The sequence below is a fragment of the Streptomyces platensis genome (genome assembly GCF_008704855.1).
GTDB classification, from domain to species: Bacteria; Actinomycetota; Actinomycetes; order Streptomycetales; family Streptomycetaceae; genus Streptomyces; species Streptomyces platensis.
The window spans coordinates 7,420,154-7,443,819 of the sequence record NZ_CP023691.1 but is presented as its reverse complement, the minus strand read 5'-3'; the positions used below and the strand labels follow the sequence as shown (position 1 = coordinate 7,443,819).

The window sequence follows — 23,666 nt, the reverse complement described above, 5'->3', positions numbered from 1 at the left end:
CGGTCGGTCACCCGGTCGATCGGGGAGCAGCGTACGGGAGTTGAGGGCCATGGGGCGCACGGGGTGGTGGGCGGATAAGCAAAGATCAGACGACACCATCGACTCGGGGAGGACCCATGTCCGACAAAAGCTCCACCAACCGGATACCGCACACCGGACTGCCGCTCGCGGCCGCCACCCTCACGGGCATCGTGGCGCTCTATATCGCCCTCGTGGCCTTCGGAAATATCACGGACTTCGGCACCAATCAGGAGTTCGTCCGGCATGTCCTGGCCATGGACACCACCTTCAAGGATCCGGACCTGATGGGCCGGGCCATCACCTCACAGACCTGGCAGGACGCCGCGTATCTGGGCATCATCGCCTGGGAGACGCTCGCCGCCCTGGTCCTGATCGCGGCCACCGCCCTGTGGGCCCAGGGCCTGCGCCGCCGGGACCGTCTCGCCCGGGCGCGGCTGGTCAGCACCGTCGGCCTGCTGATGCTCCTTCTCCTCTTCGGTGCGGGCTTCCTCGCCATCGGCGGCGAGTGGTTCTCCATGTGGCAGTCCAAGACCTGGAACGGCCTGGAGGCGGCCACGCGCAATGTCACCCTCGCCGGAATCGCCCTGCTGGTCGTCCACCTCCCGGGGGCGACCGGGCGGGGTAGCGCGGAGGGCGCGGTTGGCGCGGAGGGCGGGGAAGCCTCCTAGGGCCTCTGCCATCGGCGAAGGGCGCGACGGCCCGCCGGCCCCCTGCGCCGCCCACGGTCTCGGCGCCGACCAGCCGCTTCCCGCGCCGTACGGCGATCCCGCGGCACGCTGCCCCGGTGTGCGGCACCTGACGGGCCGAAGAGCCGGCCTCACCTCCCCCCACCCCCGAACCCACCCCCGCCCCCTCCCCCGAAGGGGGAGGAGGGGGAGGGGGCGGGGGCGAGCCTTGCGGGGGCCTGAGCGGTCCTCAGCCCGCCGCGTACACGTCCTCGATGTAGCGGCCGGAGGCGGTCAGTTCACGTAGCCAGGCCTCGGATTCCTGCGGGGAGGCGCCGGTGTGGGCTCCGTGCAGCTCGCGGAAGGCGGCCCGTACACCGGGGGCCATCCGGCTGCCGTCCCCGCAGACGTACACCCGCGCGCCGGCCTTCAGCAGCTCCCACACCTCGGCGGCCTCGGCGGCGATCCGGTGCTGGACGAAGCGGTGGCCGTTTTCGGGGCGCTCACTGAAGACGGGGCGTACGGAGATGGCGCCGGCGGCTTCGGCCTTGCTGAACTCCGCGGCGTGCAGGAAGTCGGCGGTGGGGTCGTCACAGCCGAAGTAGAGCCGGGCAGGGGACTGCTGGCCCGCGGCGACGCGGTCGGCGACGGCGCCGCGGAAGGGTGCGAGGCCGGTGCCCGCCGCGACCAGGATGACGGGGGTGTCATCGGCCGCGTCGAGGCGGAAGGCCTCGCGGCAGGGCTGGACGCGGGCCAGTACGGTGTCGCCGGGCCGCACACCGTGCAGATAGGTCGAGCCGGTGCCGCCGCGCAGCAGCGAGACCATCAGATCGGCGTGCCGGGCGTCGGTGGCGGGCGAGGACGACAGCGAGTAGTGCCGGGGGCGCAGGGGCGGCAGCAGCTCCAGGACCGTCGGCCACGGCAGCGCGCCGCGCAGCGCCGGGTGGGCCTCGATCAGGTCGATCAGGGTGCGCGGATCGTCCTCGGCGAGGGTCTCCAGGGCGTGCCGCTCGGGCGGGCAGGGGTTGTGGGCGGCGAGCACGGCGACCTGGTCGGGTGTCGGCCGCAGGCCCAGTTCCAGGTGGTGGGTGAGCAGCTGCCGCACCGTCAGGGGCCGGTCGACCGGCAGGGTGTCGCGTCCGGCGCGGCGGCCGGAGTGCAGCGCGAGGACGGTGTCCAGGTCGGCGCCGAGGGCCCGGGCGGCCCGCTCGACGGCGGCGGGGCCGTTGGCGGGCAGCACGGCGAGGTGGTCGGCCGTGCGGTAGGTGACGCCGTCCGGCAGGGCGATCCGCAGGAAGCGCTTGGGCCGCGGCCAGCCGTCGGCGGTGAGGTCGTAGGCCTCGGTGACGGTCATCGGGACGAGGTCATGGCGGGCGGCGAGGGCGTCCAGCGGGCCGCCGGTGATCTCGGTGACGGTGTAGCCGGTGTCCTCCGGGGCGGCCTCGCCGGCGCCGACGGTCGCCGGGTCGCCGTACCGCGTCAGCAGCTCGGTGCGCAGCGCCGCGGTGAACTCCTTGACGGTGCCGCCGAGGTCGCCGGAGGCATCGGCCTCGGCGCGCGGCAGCAGCCGGTGGGCGCCGAGGGCGGTGAGCCGGTCATCGATCAGGGTGGGTATGTGCTGGTAGGTGGCGGCCCAGTTGCGGTCGCCGACGCCGAGCACGGCGAACGGCAGGTCCGCGGCGGCGCCGTCCTGCGCGGTGTTCAGCCACTGGACGAAGGCGGCCGCGTCGTCGGTGGGCCGGCCGTTGTAGGAGGCGGCGACGATGACGACCGGGCGGTCGGCGGGCAGCGCACCGGCGTAGGCGTCCAGCGGCGCCACATCGGCGGCGAAGCCGAGTCCGGTGGCCCCGTCGGCGAGCCGCTCGGCGAACTCACGGCAGGTGCCGTAGTTGCTGCCGTGCAACAGCAGCAGTCCGGTGCCCTGGGGGACGCGGGCCGGCAGCCCCTCGTCGGTGGCCGCGTCGTTCCCGGTGCCCTCGGCGCCGCCGGGCAGCACGGCCAGCGCGGCACGGACCGCGGCCCGGTCGGCGGGCGTCCGGGCGGCCAGGGTGAGGGTGAACCCGTCGGGCTTGAGGGTCAGCGTCTCCTTGATGCGCAGCCGGTAGTCGCCGTGGTCGATCAGGCGGTAGCGGTGGGCGAGGAGGGCGAGCAGCATGGTCGCCTCGTGGAGCGCGAACTGCCGCCCGATGCAGGCGCGTTCACCGGTCCCGAAGGGCTTGTACGCATGCGGTGAGCGGGCCGCCTCGGTCTCCGGGCTGAAGCGGGAGGGGTCGAACAGCTCTGGGTTGTCGCCCCAGGCGGGGTCGCGGTGCAGCATCGGGGTGAGCACGGTGACCAGTTCCCCGGCCTTCACCGGGTAGCGGCCGCCGAGCAGGGTGTCCTCATGGGCCTGCCGGGTGAAGGCGGCGGCGGTGGGCCACAGCCGCAGCGCCTCGTTGAGGACCTGCCGGGTGAACGGCAGCCGTCCGATGTCCTCGAACGAGGGGTCGGGGTCGGCCTGGTCGCCCCACAGCTCATCGGCCTCGCGCTGGACCATGCGCAGCGCGAGCGGGTCCTTGAGCAGGTGGTAGAGGGCGAAGGAGAGCGCGCCCGAGGTGGTTTCGTGGCCGGCGATCAGGAAGGTGATGACCTGGTTGCGGATGTTGGCGAGGTCCAGGGTGGGGCCGTCGGCCGCGGCGCCGTCGTCCTGCCCACGGGCGCCGAGCATCAGGCCGAGCAGATCGTCGTCGCCGCTCTCGCCGCTCGCCGTGCGGGCGGCGATGACCTCGTCGACGACGGACGCGAGATAGTCGGCGTCGACCTGGAAGGCCGCGTCCGCCGCCGAGTGGTCGGCGTCGGGGTCGCGGGAGAATTTGGTCATGCTCCATTCGAGACAGCGCACCATGGCCTCGACGAACGGGTGCGAGCTGTCGCCGCGGGAGAACGACTCGAAGTCGAAGCCGAAGCCGGCCAGTCCGATGGTGTCCAGCGTCATCCGGGTCATGTCCTCGGCGACCTGGACGGGCGTGCCGTCGGCGACCCGCCGGTCCCAGGCGGCCATGACCCGGCGGGCGACCTTGAGCATCGCCGGGTGGTAGGTGCGCATCGAGCCGAGCGCGAAGGCCGGCATCAGGACCGCGTGCGCCTTGGCCCAGTTCGGCTCGTCGTTGTAGGCGGTGAACAGACCGTCACCGGCGAACTCTCTGACGTTCTCCAGGACGACCGACACACCCTTGCTGAAGCGGGATTCGTCGGCGACCTCGGTGACCAGATCGAGCGAGGAGAGGAACAGCGTCTCCCGCTCGCCGAACTTGCGCTTGAAGACCGGGCCGTGAATCCGGGCGAGGTCCATGGACTGCTGGATGGGCGTGTGGGTGAGCCCGGCGTCCGTCAGGTCGGCCACCGGAATGCCGTCGTCGGCGGCGCGTTCGTCGCTGTGGAGCGCGATGGTGTCGGTCATGTCTCCAGCGTGCGGGCCCCCACGCGCAGGTCACGCCCGGACAACTGCATGATTGTGCAGTGGTTTTTCGCTGCTCGCTCTTGCGCGCGGACCGGAGAAGAGGCAATGGACAACGGGACTGCCGGCGGTACACCGGGCACCGACGCCGACTGCGCGGGCAAGCCGTCCTGTGACAGCGCGGAAATCGACCCGGCCGGGCCGTACGCGGACGGCCCCTGGCGCAACTACTTCCTGATCCTGCTGGACCGTATCCCCACGCCGATCGCGGTGTGCCGGGCCCATGGCGAGGTGCTGATCGCGAACCCGGCGATGGCCGCCCAGTGGGGCGCGGCACCGGGGCAGCTGCGCGGCCGCAATCTGCTGGACCTCTTCGAGCCCCGGGCCAAGGCACAGCTCGACCGGCTGATCGAGGCGCTGCGCATGGGGCGCCGGTCGCGCTATCCGGTGGAGGTGCGCTGGCGGGACGGGTCCGACGGCAGGGAGCGGGAAGGGGAGCTGACGGTCGATCCGGTGGGCGATCCGTCGGTGCACCCGCCCGCCCTGCTGGCGCTGCTGCGGGTCGCCGACCCCGCTCCGGCGCCGGCGCCGCGCGCCCCGGCGAGCCCGGTGGAGGCCCGCATCCTGGCGCTGGCCGCGGGCGGCGCGACCACGGCGTCGATCGGTACGGCGCTCGGCCTGACGGTCGACGGGGTGAACTACCACCTGACCCGGCTGGCCCGCCGCTGGCGGGTGCAGGGCCGTACGGCGCTGGTGGCCAGGGCGTATGTGCTGGGTGTGCTGGCGGCGGACAGCTGGCCGCCGGCGCCCGCCTGACCGGCCCGGGCGGGCACCGGCGGGTGGCGGCGCGGCCCGGGGGCCCGACAGCACGCGTGTGCGGATAACCTCCGTGGTGTGGACGAGAACACAGCCGCGCAGTTCGAGCGCGGAACGGACGGCCCGAAGGTCATCGTCGTCGGTATCGACGGCTCCGACTCGTCGTGGCGCGCCGCCGCCTATGCGGCGGGACTGGCCAGGCGCCAGGCCTCGAAGCTCGCCCTGGTCTACGTCCAGCCGGTGCTGCCGGCCGGTGCGTCGATGGGGGCTCCGGTGGTGGATGCCACGAACGAGGTGGCCGAGGAGCTGATGGCCGAGATCCGCAGCGCGACCGAGCGGCTCCAGGGGATATACCAGGTGCGCTGGGAGTTCCACACCCTGCGGGGCGACCCGTACAACGGCATGGTGCAGATGGCCGACGACCTGAAGGCCGATGCGGTGGTGGTCGGCGCCTCGGAGTCCGCCGGGCACCGCATCATGGGCTCGGTCGCGGTGCGGCTGGTCAAGGCCGGCCGCTGGCCGGTCACCGTCGTGCCGTAGATCCCCGGGCCCGCCCGCCGCTCCGCTGGTGGGCTGCCGCGCCCTGATGCACGGTGGAAAGTGGACGGGCGGAGCGCCGCCCCGGCGAGGGAGACCACCGTGACCGACCGCACCTATCGTGTGACCGAGATCGTCGGTACGTCCCAGCAGAGCATGGACGCCGCGGTCAAAAATGGCATCAAGCGCGCCTCGGAGACCCTGCGCAATCTCGACTGGTTCGAGATCACCCAGGTCCGCGGGCATATCGTCAACGGCGAGATCGACCATTACCAGGTCGGCCTGAAGGTCGGTTTCCGGCTGGAGGACGCCGATTGAACACCTCTCCCGTGTACGTCTCCCGGCGAGTCCCGACAGTACTAGGGAGTCGCCTTCCTTAGTCGCCCCCGAGGGTCCATGATGATCCGCCGTCGGACCACGACGGAGCGTACGGAGGGATGACGATGGGCCTGCGCGCGGGACAGGGCGTATTGCGCCGTAAACCGATCGAACACATTGAAGAGGCGGAAGGCACCGCGAGCGAGCAGCTCACCCGGGCGCTCGGCCTGTGGCAGCTGACCGCCATCGGCGTCGGCGGGATCATCGGCGCGGGAATCTTCACACTGGCCGGCACCGTCGCGAATGAGAAGGCCGGACCGGCGGTGCTGATCTCCTTTCTCATCGCGGGCATCGCGAGCGCCGCGGCGGCGTTTTCCTACGCCGAATTCGCCGGGCTGATCCCGAAGGCGGGCTCGGCCTACACCTATGGCTATGCGGTCCTCGGTGAGGTGGCGGGCTGGTTCATCGGCTGGGATCTGCTGCTGGAGTACACCGCGATCGTGGCGGTGGTCGCGATCGGCATCTCCGGCTATTTCGGCTTTCTGCTCGGCGAAATGGGCGTCGATCTGCCCGCCTGGATGCTGGGCGCGCCGGGAACGGGGCCGGGGCACCGGGTGGACCTTTTCGCCGCGGTGCTCTGTCTGCTGATCGCCTATCTGCTGACGCTGGGCATCAAGAACGCCGCACGCTTCGAGACGATCGTGGTGGGCCTGAAGGTCCTGGTGGTCATCGTGGTGATCGCGGTCGGCTTCTTCCACATCAACACCTCGAACTACCACCCGTTCTTCCCGTTCGGGGTGACCGGTGCCTTCACCGGCGCGGCCACCGTCTTCTTCGCCGTCTTCGGCTATGACGCGATGAGCACCGCGGCCGAGGAGTCCAAGGACGCCCAGCGCCATATGCCGAAGGCGATCATGTATTCGCTGGCGATCTCGATGGTGCTGTATGTCCTCGCCTGCCTGGTGCTGACGGGTATGCAGAACTACAAGGACATCGACCCGGAGAGCGGATTCTCGTCGGCGTTCAAGTCGGTGGGGCTGAGCAGCCTCGCGGATGTCATCGCGGTCGGCGCGATCATCGGCATTCTGACCGTCATGTTCACCTTCATGCTCGGGGTGACCCGGGTGTGGTTCTCGATGAGCCGCGACGGTCTGCTGCCGAAATGGTTCGCCAAGACGAGCCCCAAGCACCATGTGCCGACCAGGGTGACCTGGATCGTCGGCTTCGCCTCCGCGGCCATCGCGGGCTTCCTGCCGATCGGTGAGGCCGCCGAGCTGACGAACATCGGCATCCTGCTCGCGTTCGTGGTGGTCTGCATCGCGGTGATCGTGCTCCGCTACAAGCGCCCCGACCTGCCGCGGACGTTCCGTACGCCGGGTATGCCGGTGGTGCCGGCGATCGGGGTGTGCTTCTCGATCTGGCTGATCACGTTCCTGGCGTGGCAGACCTGGGTCCGGTTCGCGGTGTGGTTCGTGATCGGCATGGTCATCTACTTCACCTACTCCTACCGCCGCTCGAACCTGGCGCGGGCGGAACGGGAGGCCTCCGGCGCGGGGGACGGCCCGGGGATGCTGTGAGCCACGCCCGCTGACCGGGCGGCGGTCGTACGGCGGGGGCCGGCGGGCGTGGGTCCGCCGGCCCCCGCCCGTCTCTCAGAAGACGAACGGTCCGGGCGACTGCTTGGACGTGGCGTTGCAGGTGGCCGTGATGCCCAGCACCACGACCTTCAGGGACGTGGCCTCCAGGCGGTCGCCCGCGGCGACCGTACCTTTCAGCGGTCCGGTGGAGACCGGACTGCCGGCCGGGATCGCCGGGTTGGCCTTGCCGGTGAACTGTGTGGTCCCGGAGCCGTTCTTGGTGAGGGTGAGGGTGGACGCCACCGAGTTCGCACCGATGGGTATGGGTGAGGTGATCGCCGAGGTGGAGAGGCTGATGGTCGCGGCCGTGCCGTTCTGGGTCGCGGTGAGCGTCCCCGTACCGGAACCGTAGAAGCCGCAGTTGAAGGAGAGGGTGGCGGTGCCGGGGGTCACCGCGGGGGCGGCCGGTGCCATCGCGAGGGTGCCCGCGGTGGCGACGGCGACGACAAGTGCCGTACGGAAGCCGAATCTGCCGGGTCTGAGGTGCTTCATAGGGGGGTTACCGCCTTCATGAGGGGGGTGCAGGTCCATGGCACCGGCCGTCGAGGGGTGCGGGAGGAACGACAGGCAGCCACCCGGGGGCCGCGGTCGGACCCCGTGCCGACACACCGTCCAGATCTGACGGACGGTCAGCGACCTGAATCGCTGCCCATTGAGGCACGCGCCCCTGAAGAGAGCAAGGCAGAACCCCATGATTTTCGGGGTGCCGGGCCCATGGGACGACGCGGCAGGAACACCCTTCTCATGCGTCACACTGCGCTGCCACCAGGGCCTCGCCGACCGCCGTCCGGAAGTAGAGCACGGACCGTCCGGCCCGGCGGCGGCCGACCAGCCGGGCCTCCGACAGCACCTTGAGGTGCCGGCCGACCGACCCCAGCCCCTGACCGGTCAGCGCCACCAGCTGAGTGGTGCTCTTGGGCGTGCCGAGGAGGACGAGAACGCCCGCCCGCGCGGGGCCCAGCAAGGCACCCAGCTGCTCGGGCGCCGCCACCCGGCCGGTCCCGGCCAGCGCGCCCGAGCAGGGATACACCACGGCGGAACGGTGTCCGCCCGCGGCCGGGCGCACGTCCCACGAGACCCAGCTCTGACGCGGGGTGACCGGGACGAACAACAGCTGCGCCCCGGCGAGTTCCCGCGGCGGGTGGTCGTCGGCCGCCGTGATCTGCAGCCGGTTCGCGCCGAGCCAGCGCATCCCGGGGCGCATCCCGTCCAGCGCCGCGGTCCAGCCGCCCCGGCTCAACTGCGCGCCGCGGGCGAGGACATCGGCCTCCAGGACCCGCCGGCGCCGTGGCCAGTACGGCAGCACCGCTTCCTGCCACACCCACTCCAGCAGACCGGCGGTGCGCTCGGGCAGATCGTCGGCGCGGCGCAGCGGGCCGGGGAGCGGCCGGCCGCCCAGGGACACGGCCAGATCGGCGCGGGCGATATCGGGCGAGGTCGCGCGGACGGCCGCCAACTCGTCGGTGAAGGACGGCGCTTCCCCGGCGCCTTCCGCGGCCGGGGTGGGGGTCAGGAAGGTCGCGTTCCAGCGGTGCCCGAGAGCGGCTCGGACCAGGACGGCGGTGACCGGGTCATCGGCCAGCCGTCCGCGATAGGCGGGCCCATGGCGCGCGAGCCAAGCACTCTCCCCCGGATGCGCGGCCGAGCCGCGGTGCAGGGTCTTCAGCGCGGCGATGGTCTCGGCCAGCGGGGAGAGTACGAAGCGGCTTCCGGCGAGGGTGTCCGCGCTGACCTCCCACCAGCCCATCTCCTCCGCCCTCTCCCCCGCCCCGCGCGGCTCGCCGTGGTTTCGCCGACCCGCGAAACAGTAACGCCCCGGCCGCGCGGCCCCCGAGACTCCCGAACCGTGCGTACCTACCGACAGCTCTTCCGTACACCGGAGTTCACCCCGTTCTTCCTCACCACCGCCCTTCAGGTGGCGGCCCAGACCATGAGCGGACTGGCCCTGGGCCACCGGGTCTACGCCGCGACCGGCTCGCCGCTGCTCTCCGCCCTCGCCATGTTCGGGCCGGCCCTCGCCCAGGTGATCGGTGCGGCGACCCTGCTGTCGGCGGCCGACCGGATGCCGCCGCGTGCCGCGCTGACCGGCCTGGCGCTGCTCCTCGGCCTCGGCACCGCCGTCCAGGCCCTCCCGGGGCTGCCCGTGTGGGCGGCCTTCGCCGTCCTCCTGGCGCTGGGCCCGGTCTCGTCGCTGGGCGGCGGAGTGCGCTACGGGCTGCTCCACGAGATCCTCGCGCGCGAGGGCTATCCGCTGGGCCGCTCGGTGCTCAATATGTCCGACGGGCTGCTACAGATCTGCGGGTTCGCGGTCGGCGGGGTGCTGGTGACCGTCCTGTCGGCACGCGGCACCCTGCTCGCCGGCGCCGCGCTGTACGCCGCCGCCGCGGTCGTCGCCCGGTGCGGTCTCGGCCCGCGGCCCCCGCGCGCCGCGGGCCGGGCGTCCGTGGCCGACACCTGGCGGAACAACGCCCGCCTGTGGTCCGCCGGCCCCCGCCGCACCGTCTATCTCGCCCTGTGGGTGCCCAACGGGCTGATCGTCGGCTGCGAGTCCCTCTATGTGCCCTACGCGCCCCGGCACGCGGGCCTCCTCTTCGCCTGCGGCGCCCTCGGCATGCTGACCGGGGACGTCCTGATCGGCAGATGCGTCCCCCGGCGGTGGCGACCACGGCTCTGCGTCCCGCTGTGTCTGCTGCTCGCCGCGCCCTATCTGCTGTTCGCCGTCCGCCCGGCGCTCCCCCTCGCGGTGGCCGCGGTACTGCTCGCCACCGTCGGCTATGCGGCGAACCTCCCGCTCCAGGAGCGTCTGCTGTCCCTGACCCCGGACGAACTGAGCGGCCACGCCCTGGGGTTGCACTCCTCCGGCATGCTGACCCTCCAGGGTGTGGGCGCCGCCCTGGCCGGTGCCATCGCCGAGCGCACCTCGCCCGCGACCGCGATGGCGGCGATGGCGGCCGCGTCGGTCGCGGTCACACTCGCCCTGGCACCCGGGCTGCGCCCGGTGGTGCCGGAACGTCAGACGGCGCAGGACGAAGACAGCACCCGGGCCGACCGGAAACCGGCCGGAAAACTCGCCCCGGCGCACCGGGAATTACCCCCTCCCCGGACCTCGACAGGGGCGTGAGAGCCACCGCACCCCAGGCCATAGGTGACACCCTTCACCCCCTCACCCCAGCCGCGCACACCGCCGGTGACAGCATCCCGACATCCCCTCCGATCTGGGCTTTTGTCCTCATCGACCCTACGATCGCCGCGGAGGAAAGGGGGACCGGATGGACCGGGACATCCGCACCATGGACGACGTACTCCGGCTTCTGGACGGCCTGTTCGCGCCGGAAGCCGACCGCTGGACGAGCGAGGGGGCCGCATGGTGGGACGGCTTCTACGCGGACCGGGACAGGGCGGTGCCGTTCTTCGTGGCGAAGCCGGACGAGCACCTGGTCTCGTACCTCGAACGCGGGCTGATCGCCCCGGGCCGGGCCCTCGACCTGGGCTGCGGGCCGGGCCGCAATGCGCTGCACCTCGCCTCGCTGGGGTTCGAGGTGGATGCCGTCGACCTCGCGCCGGCGGCCGTGGCCTGGGCCGAGGACCGTGCCCGGGAGGCGGGCGCGCAGGTCGCCTTCCACTGCGGCGACGCCTTCGGGCCGGCCGGTGACGCACTCAGCGGTCCGTACGACCTGATTCACGACTCCGGCTGCTTCCATCATCTGCCGCCGCACCGCCGCATCAGCTACCTCGCCCTCCTCGACCGGCTGCTCGCACCCGGCGGCCATCTCGTGCTCACCTGCTTCGCGGCCGGCGGGATGGGCTCCGAACTCCCCGACGTCGAGTTCTACCGCCAGTCCCGCCTGCACGGCGGCCTCGCTTACAGCCCCGAGTCGCTGCGCCGGATCTTCTCGGACCTGACGGAGGTAGAGCTGCGGCGTATGCATGACGAGCCGCCGGAGTCCCCGTACTTCGGCGAGGCCTTCCTCTGGGCGGCGCTGTTCCGCCGCGACGCCCGGGCATGAACCTCAACGGGCCGTGGGGCGCGGCCGGGCGCGGCGCCCCGAGTGCTCAGCGGCTGCCGCTGGGCAGGGGGTGGCCTTCCGCCGCCCGGGCGGCAGTGTGGGCCAGATGACCGGCGGCCGACTCCGCCAGGGTGCGCAGCGCCGGGTGCCAGGGGCGGGCCTGCGGTCCGGTCAGTACGAGGCGGCGTGAGGTCTGCGGCGTCAGCGGGAGCAGGACCAGGTCGGCGGGGATCAGCGAGCGGGAGACCTCGGACAGGACGGTCACGCCGATCCCGGCCTGCACCATGCGGATCAGCGTCGCCAGGTCCCGCACCCGGTGCGTGGGGGAGAAACGCAGCCCGGCCCGGCGGTGGAGCGTACGGACCCGGGCCTCGCAGCCGTTGGGTGAGGTCAGGAACGGGTCGTCCTCCAGGTCGCGGAGGTCGACACCGGGTTCGTCCGCGAGCGGGTGGTCCCGGGGCAGCAGGGCCCGGTACTCGTCCGTGGCGAGCTGGATGCCGGGGTCGGCCTGGGGCCGCCTCCCGGCGGCGGCCGGGGCAGGGTCGATCAGGATGGCGGCATCGGCCGTCCCGTCCTCCAGCCAGGCCGCGACCTCGCCGCTGTCGCCCTCGAAGACCCGCACGGTGATCCGGGGCTGATCCTCGCGCCAGTGCCGGAGCAGGCCGGGGACCAGCCCCTGGCAGACCGTCGGTGTGGCGGCCAGCCGCACGGTGCCGGTCATCGTCCCGGTGACATCGGCCGCGATCTCCTCCACGGCCCGGACCGCCGACAGCGCCATACGGGCGTGCGGCAGGACCCGTTCACCGAGCGCGGTCGTCCGCACGGGGTGGGCACGGATCAGCAGCGGGGCGGCCAACTCGCGTTCCAGGGAGGCGACGGCGTGCGACACCGCCGACTGGCTCATGCCCAGGTCGGCGGCGGCCGCACTGAACCCGCCCGCGTCGACGACGGCGAGGAAGGCCCTCAACTGGGGCAGATTCAGGGTCATGCGGGGGCCTCATATCCCTATGACGGCTATGCGTTGGATCAATGATGCCCGGTTCGGTGACGCTGGCTCCGTGCCGCCGGTTCCGGCGGCGACACCCCGAGCAGATGCCGAGGAGAGCCATGCCGTACTTCCGGGTCACCGTCCCCGACCCCGACCTCCCCACCGACGTCCAGCGCGCCCTGGCCGAGGGGCTGACGCGGCTGGCGGTCACGGTGCTGCGCAAGTCCGCCGCGCGCACCATCGTCCACCTCAACCTGGTGCCGCCCGGCCGCTATTACATCGACAGCACGCCCCTGACCGACGGCCGTGACGCGCATGTGGAGGCGAGCCTCACCGCGGGCACCAACAGCGCCGCGGAGAAGGCCGCCTTCATCGCCGCGGCCGATGAACTGCTGACGGACCTCCTCGGCCCACTCCCCCGGTCCGGTGTCGCGCTCCACGAACTGCACCCGGAGAGCTACGGCTACAACGGGGTGACGCAACTCGACTACTACCGGCGGGCCGCGGCCGCGCCGGCCACTTCGGAAGCCGCCGCCACACCCGCCGTCGCCGCCCGCTGAAGCCTTTCGCCCAGTTGTGCGCTCGTAACGGATCCGTAGCCGAGCGCCCGGCGGATGAGCAGAAGCAACAACGTCCCGCCCGCTCTCACAGGAGAGCGGGCGGGACGCACACGGTTCGCTCCAGGTTGCGCCTATCACTCGGAGGGGTGGTGGAAGCTGGGGCCCTGCTGGTCCCCGTCGCCTGCGCTGCCCGGGATGAGGAAGCCGCGGAGCGGGGGACGATCATCACTGCCGATAGCCGCTTCCGCGATCCGCATGGACCTTACGAGATCGGCGTACTCAGGGTTGATCCACTCCATGGCTTTCCCTCTCGTCGCGGAATGGCAGGCTAGCCCTTGGGCTTAGGGATGGTCACGATCGGCCCGCTGTCGTCCGAGTGCTGGCACTTGGCGGCCACCGACACCAGATCACCGTCCGGCGGTCCCCACAGATCAACATTGACGCTGTACCCGGCTTCCTCGACCAAGGCCGTGGTGCGGTCGATGACGTCCTGGTCATAGCGGGCGGGGTCGGGTTCCTCGGGCCGGTGGTGAACGAAGGCACCGAGCCTCGCGCACAGTTCGGCGTAGGTCTGGGTGTGCAGGATGAGCGCATGCCACCCCGCGTCGACCACGCGGGACGGGGCCAGGCGCGCGGTGGGAAACAGGGCGCAGGTGGCGACGAACGCCAGTGCCTCGGAGACGATTACCGCAGCGTCGTCCTCCGAGACGTCGGGGTTGTCGGTCTGGACGGTGGAGCTGACGGCGTCGAACTCCACCTGGGTCAGTAACGATCGGGCAGACTTGTCCATGGTTCTCCTTGGATGAGGTGCGATGCCTCGCTGTGGAGGCCGAACCCTGTCCCGGCCGAGCAGTCCGGCCAAGGAGTTTCGGCCGGGACGGGGGTATAGGTGCGGTTATGGCACAACTCGCCGGCAGCGCCGCCACCATGGCATGGGATGCCGGACAACAGCGCCGGGCGCAGGACTACTACCGCGTGGCGCTCCGAGCCGCGCACGCAGCCGGCGACACCCACTTCGGGGCCAACGTGTTGGCCGGCATGGCGCGGCAGATGCTGTACGTCAACCATCCACAAGACGCCCTCGAACTGGTCCGGCTCGCCCAGGAAGGCGTCCGCACCTCGGCAGGACCGCGGCTGCGCGCGATGCTCCACACCCGCGAGGCGTGGGCCTACGCGGCGATGGGGCGACATGCCGCCTTCCATCGAGCGACCAGGCACGCCGAAGACGCCCTGTCGTCAGCAGCCGGAGTCGAAGAGCCCTACTGGATCCACTACTTCGACACCGCCGAATTGGCCGGCGTGACCGGCGGACGGCTGGACCTTGCCCGCACCGATCCTCACGAGCACGCCGCGGCCGCATCGCAGGAGATCCTGGCGGCGCTCGCCCAACGCGGACCGGACGCCGGCAGGAGTCACGCCCTCGACTGGATCGGGTTGGCCGAGTGCAGCTTTCTGCTGGGTGACGTCACCGGCGCCGCGGAGACCACGCACCATGCGGTGAGCGCTGCTGCGCGCACCCAGTCGGGGAGGGTCCGGCAGCAGCTCGCGCAGCTCTACCCCTATACGGTCGGCAAGGGCGTACCCGGGCCAGTGCGTGAGGCCCGGGACAAGATCCGCGATCTGCTGGCAAGGTAGGGAGACGCAAGGGAATGACCACCATCGCCGTGACTGGCCACATGGACCTCGCGGAAAGCACCGTGCCGCTCGTGCAGGAAGAACTCAGAGACCTGCTACGCGACCACCAGGGCGATTTGGTCGGCGTCACCTGCCTCGCGCGTGGTTCGGACACACTGTTTGCCGAAGCTGTGGTTGAGGCCGGCGGCCGACTGGTCGTCATCCTGCCCTCGCGGGACTACCGGCAGGCCAAGGTCAAGCCCGATCACGCTCCTGCATTCGACCGCCTCGCGGCTGCGGCCGAGGTGGTCACGATGCCCTACGACACGGCAAACCGTGCGGCGTATGAGGCAGCGAATGGTGAGCTGCTGAAGCGCGCCGATCGGCTCGTTGCCGTCTGGGATGGCGCGCCGCCATCGGGGAAGGGCGGGGGCACGGCGGACACAGTCGAGCAAGCGCGCAGCGCTGGCGTGCCGGTGGACGTCATCTGGCCGAGGGACGCCCGGCGTGGCTCCTAGCGCCGCATCATCCGCATCAGGACGACCACCTGCGCCCCCACCTCCGCCCCCGACCGCTTTGTGCAGTCGGTCCATCTGGACTGCGCCGGCCACGACCTGACCTACCTCACCAACCGAGGATCCGCGCTCGGGTCGTGAACTGGCCTTCACCGTTCGCTCCCGGGAGGGTGCGCCCGGCTCCTCGACAGGAGCCGGGCGCACCGGAGTTACTCCCGCGGCACCTCTTGACGCGCAGTGGGCCGCCGCCAAGAATGAGCGCGCTCTGACAACGTTGTCGGCCGTGCAGGCCGTGTGTGCTCGTCCGCACGGGCCGGCCGGCAGTCCGGCGACCCAACCCCCGGAGGTCCGGATCCATGCCATGGCTCAGTCGTACCCGGCTGCGTACCGCGGGCGCGGTGCTGGCGGCCGCGCTCATCGGGAGCGTGCTCGCGGTCCCCGCCGCGCAGGCCGAGCCGCCCGGCGGCCCGCTCACCGACCTGGTCAACCCGTTCATCGGCAGCCAGAAGGACGGCAACACCTACCCGGGCGCCGCCGTACCGTTCGGCATGGTGCAGCTCTCCCCGGACACCGGGCACACCACCGGCTACGGCTACGACGACGACCACATCCGCGGCTTCAGTTCGGTGCACATCTCGGGTGTGGGCTGCGGGCTCGGCGGTGATCTGCCGGTACTGCCCACCACGGGCGACATCACCGAGACCGACTATGCGAAGTACGCGGCCGGCTACCGCCACGACGACGAATCGGCCCGGCCCGGCTATTACCGCGTCGGCCTGACGTCCTACGGCGGGATCACCGCCGAGCTCACCGCGACCGCCCGCACCGGGAAGCAGCGCTACACCTTCCCGGCCACCGACAAGGCCAATGTGCTGCTCAATACGGGCCAGTCGCTGCACAAGACGGTCTCGACCCGGGTCGAGGTACTGGACTCCCGCACCATCCGCACCGCTATCACCGGCCGTGGCTTCTGCCAGGACACCAAGCCGTACACCGTCTACACGATCACCCGCTTCGACCGGCCGTTCACGTCGTACGGGACCTGGGACGGCGACAAGGTGACGGCCGGGTCCAAGGAGTCCACCGCCACCGGTCGGCACGGGGCCTACGCCCGCTTCGACACCCGCACGGACCGTACCGTCGAGGCGACCACGGCCCTCAGCTATGTGGACGCGGCGGGCGCCGCCCGCAATCTGCGGGCCGAGGGCGGCAGTTCCTTCGACCGTACGAAGGCCGCGGCCGACAGCGCCTGGGAACGGCGACTGGGGCTGGTGAAGGCCCGGGGCGGCGACCGGACACTGCGCCGGACCTTCTACTCCTCGCTCTACCGGTCCTTCCTCGCGCCGAACATCGGCAGCGACGTGGACGGCCGCTATACGGGCTGGGACCAGCGGACCCACCGTGCCGAGGGCTTCACGTACTACCAGAACTGGTCGTTGTGGGACACCTATCGCACCCAGGCGCAGCTGCTGGCGCTGCTGGCGCCGGGTGAGTCGCGCGATATGGCGGTGTCGGTGCTGCGGATCGCCAAGGAGAGCGGCTGGCTGCCCAAGTGGGGTTACGGAACGGTCGAGACGAACATCATGACCGGCGATCCGGTCACCCCGTTCCTGACCAACGCCTATCAGCAGGGGCTGTTGCGGGGCCATGAGGAGGAGGCGTACGCGGCGCTGAAGAAGAACGCCGACGGAGTGCCACCGGCCGATTCGCCGGCCGTGGGCCGGGAGGCCAACGCGCCCTACCTGAAGGCCGGCTTCGCCCCGTACGTCAAGGGCCGTCCGCACACCAAGCCCGGCGACTCCGACTTCGACCACGGTGCGTCGGCGACCCTCGAATACGCCCTGTCGGATGCGATGCTGGCCCAGATGGCGCGCGACCTGGGGCACGGCAAGGACGCCGACCGGTATGCGGCCCGCGCCCAGAACTACCGCAAGATCTTCGACGGTTCGACCGGCTTCTTCCGGGCCCGCGACGCGCAGGGTGCCTTCACCGGCCCGGCCGACCCGGCCAAGAGCGAGGGTTTCCACGAGGGCACGTCCTGGCAGTACCAGTGGCTGGTGCCGCAGGATCTGCCGGGGATGCTGCGGCTGATCGGCGGCAGGGACCAGGCCGATGAGCGCCTGGATGCGTTCTTCGCCTACCAGAAGCTGCTGAAGGACCCGGAGAAAACGGCCCGCGAGGTGTGGGTCAACGGGCCCTACGACTACTACAACGCCGACAAGTACAACCCGCAGAACGAGCCGGATCTGATCGCGCCGTACACCTATCTCTCCACCGGCCGCCCTTGGAAGACGACGGATGTGGTGCATGCGGCGCTGACCCTGTTCACCGATGCGCCGTCCGGGATGACCGGGAACGACGATCTGGGGACGATGTCGGCGTGGATGGTGCTCTCCTCGATCGGGGTGTTCCCGGTGCAGCCGGGCACCGACAGCTGGGGGCTGAGCACCCCGGTCTTCGACCGGGTGGATCTGACGCTGGACCGGCGCTACTACCCGTCAGGGCACTTCACGGTCACGGCGCCCGGCACCTCCGCCACCGACCGCTATGTGCAGTCGGTCCGGCTGGACGGCGCCGGCCACGACCGGACCTACCTCACCACCGAGGATCTGCGCTCGGGTGGTGAACTGGCCTTCACCGTGGGACCCAAGCCGTCCGGCTGGGGTACCGGTGACCAGGCCGCGCCGCCGCCGGTGGGCACCGCCTCAGCCGCGCAGCAGCAGTCCGGCCGCTAGGGCTGAGATGACCACGGCGGAGAGCAGCGCGGTGACGACGCGCCCCCGTGGGCCGGTCAGCGTCCTGCCCAGCACGGTTCCGCCCGCGGCCAGGAGCAGTTGCCAGCTCACGGAGGCGGTGAGCACGGCCGCCACGAAGGCGGCGGGGCCGGCGGCGCCGTCACCCAGGGCGTCCGCGCCACCGGCCAGCACCAGCGCGGAGAAGTAGAGAATCGCCCAGGGGTTGATCAACGTCAGCCCCAGGAAGGCGAGATAGGCCCGGCCGGGGCGTCCCAGGACGTCCCGTTCCGGGCCTTCTTCCTCGCCGCGGTGGCGCAGGGCCCGTACGGCGGTCCGGAGCGCCATGGCGAGCAGGACGACGGCGGCGAGCTCGCGCAGCGGGACCGCGACGGGGGCGAGCGCACGGGAGAGGGCGGCGCCGCCGGCCACCGCGGCCAGCGCGTAGAGGCCGTCGGCGGTCGCCACCCCGAGCGCGGCCGAGGCACCGACCCGGAACGAGGTCCGGGCGGTCACGCTCACCAGCAGTACGGCCAGCGCGCCGACGGGAACGGCCAGCGCATAGCCCGCCCACAGGCCCGGCAGAAAGGCATCGGTCAGGATCTCGGTCATGCCGTCCACCTTCGGGCGGGCGCATGTGGTGGGTCCATCGAAAGTTTCCACAGCGAACCGTGTGGCATCTCCGCACGGTGGGAGCGGGGGTCGGGCGTCTACGCTTTCCCCGCATGATCGATCCCCGGTTACAGACCCTGCGCGTCCTGCATCAGCGGGGCACCGTCACCGCGACCGCCGAGGCGCTGCATCTGACCCCGTCGACGGTCTCCCAGCAGCTGCGGCAGCTGTCGGCCCGGCTGGGGCTGGAGCTCCTGGAGCCGGCCGGCCGCAACGTACGCCTGACTCCGGCGGCGTTGGCGCTGGTCGAGCACGCCGATGCGCTGTTCGCGCGCTGGGAGGAGGCCCGTGCGGATCTCGCGGGATACGGGGACGGGGTGGCCGGGCGGCTGCGGATCACGGGGGTGGCGACGGCGATCGCCGGGGTGATCGCACCGGCGGTGGCGCGGCTGCGCGAGGAGCTGCCGCGGCTGGCGGTGGAGATCGGCGAGGACCCGGGCGAGAACCGCTTCGAGCTGCTGCTGACCGGCCGGGCGGATATCGCCGTGGTGATTCCGGCGCCGGGCGGCCCTCCCCCGGGCTCTCGGCGTGCGGACCGGGAGCTGCCGCCGTCGGACGATGCGCGCTTCACCCAGCGGCCGGTGCTGGAGGAGCCGCAGGACCTGTTGGTGCCGGCCGGGCACCGGTTCGCGGGGCGGGTGGCGCACGGCGTGACGCTGGCGGAGGCGGCCGGGGAGAGCTGGATTCGTGCCGGGGATCCGGCCGATCAGCATCAGCTGCTGTTGACCGCGTGTGCCTCGGCGGGCTTCACCCCGCGGGTGCGCCATGACGCGGTGGACTGGTACGCGGTCGCCGCCCTGGTCGCGCACGGCTTCGGGATCTGTCTGATACCGAGGCTGGCGCCGGTGCCGGAGCGCTGCCCGGTCGTACGGGTGCCGCTGCGCGGCGAGCCGCTCCCGGTACGGCGGTTCCTGGCGGCCGTGCGGCGCGGCAGTGAGCGCCGGCCCCCGGTCGCCCGCGGGCTGGCGGCGCTGCGCGCGGCCGCGGGCGAACGGGAAGCGAAGGGGGTGTGAGCGGGCGGGTCAGGCCTGAAGGGCCTGCCAGAACTCGTCGAAGGACATCCGGCCGTCGCTGTCGGTGTCCTTGGCCTTGATGACCGCCTCGGCGACCGGGCCGGTGACGAACGGGTCGCCCATCTCGGCCATCGCGTGCTTGAACTCCTCCGGCGTGACCTGGCCGTCGCCGTCCGCGTCGAACCGGTCGAACGCCGCCCTGGCCTTCTCCATGTCTGCCATGTGAGGTGCCCCCTTCGTGGTGCTGCGCAGTGCTGCGCGGTGGTGATACCTGGTGATCTGACCTGCGTACATTAGCGGACCGTCAACAAGCGTCCGGCCGCGCCCTCCGCCGGGCCAGGTAGGGGGCGGTCCGGCTCCCGGGCGCGTCCGCGACCTCGGCCGGGGTGCCCGTCGCCACGATCCGGCCGCCGTCCGCGCCACCGCCGGGACCGAGGTCGATGACATGGTCGGCGCCGGCCACCACCCCCATGTCGTGCTCGACGACCACCACGGTGTGGCCGGCGTCGACCAGACCGTGCAGCTGGCGCAGCAGCACCTCGGTGTCGGCGGGGTGGAGGCCGGTGGTGGGCTCGTCGAGGAGGTAGAGGGTGTGGCCGCGGCGGGTCCGCTGGAGTTCGGTGGCGAGCTTGATGCGCTGGGCCTCGCCGCCGGACAGCTCGGTGGCGGGCTGGCCGAGCCGCAGATAGCCCAGGCCCACTTCCTGGAGGGTGCGCAGACTGCGGGCGGCGGCCGGGATGTCGGCGAGGAAGTCCGCGGCCGTGTCCACGGTCATCGCGAGGACCTCGGCGACGGTGCGGTCACGGTAGGTGATCTCCAGGGTTTCGGGGTTGTAGCGGGCGCCGTGGCAGGCGGTGCAGGGCGCGTACGTACCGGGCAGGAAGAGCAGTTCGACGGCGACGAAGCCCTCGCCCTGGCACGTCTCGCAGCGGCCGCCGGTGACGTTGAAGGAGAACCGTCCGGCGGTGTATCCGCGGGCGCGGGCCGCGTCGGTGGCGGCGAAGACCTTGCGTACGGCGTCGAAGAGGCCGGTGTAGGTGGCGAGGTTGGAGCGCGGGGTCCGGCCGATCGGCTTCTGGTCGACGCGCACCAGCCGGTCGATCGCCGCCAGGCCCTCGGCGCCGGCGAGTTGTGCGCGGGCCATCGGCCCGGCCTCGGCCGCCTCCTCGCCCGCCTCGGGCGCCCCCTCGCCGACGTGCTCCCGCACGGCCTCCGCGAGCACCCGGGTGACCAGCGTCGATTTGCCCGACCCCGAGACGCCGGTGACGGCGGTGAAGACGCCGAGCGGGAAGACGGCGTCCAGACCGCGCAGATTGTGCAGGCTGACGCCGCGCAGCGTGAGGGTGCCCGCGGGGCGGCGTACCGTGCGCGCGGCGGGCGGTGCGGTGTCGAAGAGGAAGCGGCGGGTGGCCGAGGCGGTGGCGTCCGCGAGCCCGGCGACCGGCCCGCTGTGCAGCACCTGACCGCCGTGTTCCCCGGCGCGCGGGCCGATGTCCACGATCCAGTCGGCGCGCCGCACCACGTCCATGTCGTGCTCGACGACGAACAGCGAGTTGCCCGCTTCCTTGAGCCGGCCGAGCACCGTGAGCAGGGCCTCCGTATCGGCCGGGTGCAGGCCGGCGGACGGCTCGTCCAGGACGTAGACGACGCCGAAGAGGCCGGAGCGCAGCTGGGTGGCCAGCCGCAGCCGCTGGAGTTCACCGGCGGACAGGGTGGGCGAGGGCCGGTCCATGCTGAGGTAGCCCAGCCCGAGTTCGGTGAGCACCTCGATGCGGGCCACCAGGTCGCGGGCCAGTGTGGGGGCCACCTCGTCGTCGGCCCGTGCGGCGGTGGGGCGCAGCAGCTCGGCGAGGGCGCCGAGCGGCATCCCGGCGAGGGTGGCGATGTCCTGGCCCTCGAACGTCACGGCCAGCGCCTCGGGGCGCAGCCGCCGCCCGGCGCACACCGGGCAGGGCTCGGCGACCATGAACCCCTGGACGCGCTTGCGCAGCGTCTCGCTCTTGGAGTCGGCGAAGGTGTGCAGCACATAGCGCCGGGCGCTCATGTACTGGCCCTTGTAGGGGCGTTGGATGCGGCCCACGTCGCGTACGGGGTGGACGGTGACGACGGGCTGTTCGTCGGTGAACAGGATCCAGTCCCGGTCGGCCTGCGGCAGCTCGCGCCACGGCCGGTCGATGTCATGGCCGAGGGCCGCGAGGATGTCGCGGAGGTTCTTGCCCTGCCAGGCGCCGGGCCAGGCGGCGATGGCGCCCTCCCCGATGGAGAGCGCCGGGTCGGGCACGAGGGACTGCTCCGTGACGCGGTGGACGGTGCCCAGGCCGTGGCACTCCGGGCAGGCCCCGGCCGCCGTGTTGGGCGAGAAGGCGTCGGAGTCGAGCCGTTCCGCCGTGCCCTCCGGGTAGTCGCCGGCGCGGGAGAAGAGCATCCGCAGGGTGTTGGAGAGGGTGGTGACGGTGCCGACCGAGGAGCGGGAGGTGGGCGCGGAGCGCCGCTGTTCCAGGGCGACGGCGGGCGGCAGTCCGGTGATGTCCTCGACCTTGGGCGCGCCGACCTGGTGGATCAGCCGCCGGGCGTAGGGGGCCACCGACTCGAAGTAGCGGCGCTGCGCCTCGGCGTAGAGGGTGCCGAAGGCGAGGGAGGACTTGCCCGATCCGGACACCCCGGTGAACGCGACCAGCGCGTCCCTCGGGATGTCCACATCGATGGTGCGGAGGTTGTGCTCACGGGCGCCGCGCACCCGTACATACGAGTCGGCCATCCCTCCATGATCGGGCACCGCCGGCGGTGATCGGTCACCGCCTCGGGGTGTCTCAGCCGGCGGCCGTGGCGGCGCCGATCGCCGGGAACCGCCCCGGCACCGGCCCGGAGCCGCGTGGTCACCGTCCCATCGTCAGCCCGTCGGCCCCGGCGCCCCGGCTCAGCACCGCCTTGCCGATCTCTTTGCGGATCCGGTCGTGCCCGCCGGTCCTGGTGAGATCGCGTACCCGGACCCGTGCCCCCTGCTGGGCGAACTGCGGGACGTACTCGGCCGCGGTGACCCGCCAGCGCTCACCGGCGCGGTGCGGCGGGGCGAACCGGAAGCGGGCGATGCTGCCCCAGTTGCCGCTCGGCTGCTTCATGACGCCGGAGAGCTGGTCACCGAGGCCGTAGACGACCCAGGTGCCGTTGACCTTCTCGTACGGCTGCGGGGTGTGCGCACGGGTGCCGACGATCAGATCGATATCGGGCCGGCCGCCGGTCTCGGAGGCGGTGAGCAGCCGGGCCAGCCGGATCTGCCGCGCGTCGGGGGCCGTTCGGTACTCCGTCCCCCAGTACGGACTGACGACCACGACATCGGCCCCGGCCCGGCGGGCCGCCCGGGCATCCTTGACGATCCGCTTGGCGTCGAGCAGATTCACCGCCCATGGCGCGTACGCCGGACGCCGCCCGCTCCCGGTGCCGTAGGTGTACGCGAGCTGGGCCACCCGTGCGCCGCCCGGAGCCCGCAGCAGCGCCGGACGGGCCGCCTCGGCGGCGTCCCGGGCCGAGCCGGCATGGCGCAGCCCGACCGTGTCCAGCGCCTCCAGGGTGCGCCGCACACCCGGCACACCGCGGTCGAGGGCATGGTGGGAGGCGGTGGCACAGGAGTCGTAGCCGGTCGCCTTCAGTGCGGTGGCGATCTGCGGGGGCGCCTGTAGGACGGGGTAGCCGGTGAAGGGCCCGGTCAGCGGTCCGAGTGGCGCGTCCAGATGACACAGCGCCAGATCGGCGGCGGAGATGACCGGCCGCACGCCCTTGAGCATCGGCCGGTAGTCGTACCCGTCGTGCGCTGCGTCCCGCCGGGCCGTGGCGAGCACCTCCCGGTCGGAGGGGTGGACGTCCCCGGCGGCGACCAGGGTGAAGGGCTGCCTGTCGGCGGCCCGGGTGACGGGGGCGCCGGCATGGGCCCGCGGGGTGGGTTCCGGGGAGGGCCGCAGGGCGGGCCGTGGGACGGGGTGCGGGCGGGTGCAGCCCACGGCCAGCGCGGCGAGCAGGACGACGGCTGCATACCGGGTGTGCGCGCTCATCCCCGACAGATATCAGCAGGGACATGACCGGAAATGCCGCGAGACGCCGGTGTCCGCGGCTCTCCCCCGTACGGATTCACCACTGCCGC

The 23,666-nt window shown here is 72.1% G+C and carries 21 protein-coding genes; 12 read left to right on the top strand and 9 right to left on the bottom strand.

What is annotated here, in order from left to right:
• Positions 1-116 precede the first annotated feature (116 nt).
• On the top strand, positions 117-689 hold the full coding sequence (locus CP981_RS32910) for a DUF2165 domain-containing protein (protein WP_085925011.1): 573 nt from the start codon (positions 117-119) through the stop codon (positions 687-689).
• A 247-nt stretch (positions 690-936) separates the two neighbouring features.
• On the opposite strand, the gene CP981_RS32900 is transcribed toward CP981_RS32910, so the two are convergent.
• On the bottom strand, positions 937-4,125 hold the full coding sequence (locus CP981_RS32900) for a bifunctional cytochrome P450/NADPH--P450 reductase (protein ID WP_085922469.1): 3,189 nt from the start codon (positions 4,123-4,125) through the stop codon (positions 937-939).
• A 105-nt stretch (positions 4,126-4,230) separates the two neighbouring features.
• Between CP981_RS32900 and CP981_RS32895 the strand changes: the two genes are divergently transcribed.
• From CP981_RS32895 to CP981_RS32880, 4 genes are all read left to right on the top strand, one after another.
• Positions 4,231-4,938, top strand: a complete 708-nt coding sequence (locus tag CP981_RS32895) for a PAS domain-containing protein (protein WP_085922470.1) — start codon at positions 4,231-4,233, stop codon at positions 4,936-4,938.
• Positions 4,939-5,016: 78 nt separating this feature from the next.
• Positions 5,017-5,478, top strand: coding sequence for a universal stress protein (locus CP981_RS32890; RefSeq protein WP_085922471.1), 462 nt, complete (start codon positions 5,017-5,019; stop codon positions 5,476-5,478).
• Between the two features lie 99 nt (positions 5,479-5,577).
• Positions 5,578-5,793, top strand: coding sequence for a dodecin (locus CP981_RS32885; RefSeq protein WP_085922472.1), 216 nt, complete (start codon positions 5,578-5,580; stop codon positions 5,791-5,793).
• 125 nt (positions 5,794-5,918) lie between these two features.
• Positions 5,919-7,370, top strand: a complete 1,452-nt coding sequence (locus CP981_RS32880) for an amino acid permease (protein ID WP_085922748.1) — start codon at positions 5,919-5,921, stop codon at positions 7,368-7,370.
• Between the two features lie 75 nt (positions 7,371-7,445).
• Here CP981_RS32880 and CP981_RS32875 read toward each other — a convergent pair whose 3' ends face one another.
• Positions 7,446-7,922: a hypothetical protein gene (locus CP981_RS32875; protein WP_085922473.1), complete on the bottom strand. Its 477-nt coding sequence runs from the start codon at positions 7,920-7,922 to the stop codon at positions 7,446-7,448.
• 250 nt (positions 7,923-8,172) lie between these two features.
• Positions 8,173-9,177 carry an ArsR/SmtB family transcription factor gene (locus CP981_RS32870; protein WP_085922474.1) on the bottom strand — a complete coding sequence of 335 codons (1,005 nt, stop codon included), beginning with the start codon at positions 9,175-9,177 and terminating at the stop codon, positions 8,173-8,175.
• Between the two features lie 99 nt (positions 9,178-9,276).
• Between CP981_RS32870 and CP981_RS32865 the strand changes: the two genes are divergently transcribed.
• Together CP981_RS32865 and CP981_RS32860 are read left to right on the top strand one after the other, a co-directional pair.
• Positions 9,277-10,551, top strand: coding sequence for an MFS transporter (locus tag CP981_RS32865; RefSeq protein WP_085922475.1), 1,275 nt, complete (start codon positions 9,277-9,279; stop codon positions 10,549-10,551).
• Positions 10,552-10,699: 148 nt separating this feature from the next.
• Positions 10,700-11,437 (top strand): class I SAM-dependent methyltransferase, encoded by a 738-nt coding sequence (locus tag CP981_RS32860; protein ID WP_085922476.1) that lies wholly within the window; start codon positions 10,700-10,702, stop codon positions 11,435-11,437.
• 46 nt (positions 11,438-11,483) lie between these two features.
• Here CP981_RS32860 and CP981_RS32855 read toward each other — a convergent pair whose 3' ends face one another.
• Positions 11,484-12,425, bottom strand: coding sequence for a LysR family transcriptional regulator (locus CP981_RS32855; protein WP_085922477.1), 942 nt, complete (start codon positions 12,423-12,425; stop codon positions 11,484-11,486).
• Positions 12,426-12,544: 119 nt separating this feature from the next.
• Here CP981_RS32855 and CP981_RS32850 point away from each other — a divergent pair, with 119 nt between their 5' ends.
• Entirely contained in the window at positions 12,545-12,985 is a 441-nt protein-coding gene (locus CP981_RS32850; RefSeq protein WP_085922478.1) for a tautomerase family protein, read from the top strand.
• A gap of 328 nt (positions 12,986-13,313) precedes the next feature.
• On the opposite strand, the gene CP981_RS32845 is transcribed toward CP981_RS32850, so the two are convergent.
• The gene (locus CP981_RS32845) at positions 13,314-13,775 is read right to left on the bottom strand and encodes a glycine-rich domain-containing protein (protein ID WP_085922479.1); all 462 of its coding nucleotides are present in this window, start codon (positions 13,773-13,775) and stop codon (positions 13,314-13,316) included.
• A 107-nt stretch (positions 13,776-13,882) separates the two neighbouring features.
• Here CP981_RS32845 and CP981_RS32840 point away from each other — a divergent pair, with 107 nt between their 5' ends.
• From CP981_RS32840 to CP981_RS32830, 3 genes are all read left to right on the top strand, one after another.
• Positions 13,883-14,620, top strand: a complete 738-nt coding sequence (locus tag CP981_RS32840; protein ID WP_341873694.1) for an NsdA family TPR-like regulatory protein — start codon at positions 13,883-13,885, stop codon at positions 14,618-14,620.
• Positions 14,621-14,634: 14 nt separating this feature from the next.
• On the top strand, positions 14,635-15,117 hold the full coding sequence (locus CP981_RS32835) for a hypothetical protein (protein ID WP_085922480.1): 483 nt from the start codon (positions 14,635-14,637) through the stop codon (positions 15,115-15,117).
• A 353-nt stretch (positions 15,118-15,470) separates the two neighbouring features.
• Positions 15,471-17,849 carry a GH92 family glycosyl hydrolase gene (locus CP981_RS32830; RefSeq protein WP_085922481.1) on the top strand — a complete coding sequence of 793 codons (2,379 nt, stop codon included), beginning with the start codon at positions 15,471-15,473 and terminating at the stop codon, positions 17,847-17,849.
• Here CP981_RS32830 and CP981_RS32825 read toward each other — a convergent pair.
• Complete coding sequence (locus CP981_RS32825; RefSeq protein ID WP_085922482.1) at positions 17,820-18,458, bottom strand: LysE family transporter; 639 nt, start codon at positions 18,456-18,458, stop codon at positions 17,820-17,822. The genes CP981_RS32830 and CP981_RS32825 overlap by 30 nt on opposite strands.
• A 113-nt stretch (positions 18,459-18,571) precedes the next feature.
• On the opposite strand from CP981_RS32825, the gene CP981_RS32820 reads away from it, so the two are divergent.
• Positions 18,572-19,531 (top strand): LysR family transcriptional regulator, encoded by a 960-nt coding sequence (locus CP981_RS32820; RefSeq protein ID WP_085922483.1) that lies wholly within the window; start codon positions 18,572-18,574, stop codon positions 19,529-19,531.
• A 9-nt stretch (positions 19,532-19,540) separates the two neighbouring features.
• On the opposite strand, the gene CP981_RS32815 is transcribed toward CP981_RS32820, so the two are convergent.
• From CP981_RS32815 to CP981_RS32805, 3 genes are all read right to left on the bottom strand, one after another.
• Complete coding sequence (locus tag CP981_RS32815; RefSeq protein WP_042160858.1) at positions 19,541-19,753, bottom strand: EF-hand domain-containing protein; 213 nt, start codon at positions 19,751-19,753, stop codon at positions 19,541-19,543.
• 82 nt (positions 19,754-19,835) lie between these two features.
• Positions 19,836-22,289, bottom strand: a complete 2,454-nt coding sequence (gene uvrA, locus CP981_RS32810) for an excinuclease ABC subunit UvrA (RefSeq protein WP_107429485.1) — start codon at positions 22,287-22,289, stop codon at positions 19,836-19,838.
• Between the two features lie 118 nt (positions 22,290-22,407).
• Positions 22,408-23,577: a CapA family protein gene (locus tag CP981_RS32805; RefSeq protein WP_085922485.1), complete on the bottom strand. Its 1,170-nt coding sequence runs from the start codon at positions 23,575-23,577 to the stop codon at positions 22,408-22,410.
• Positions 23,578-23,666: the final 89 nt, after the last annotated feature.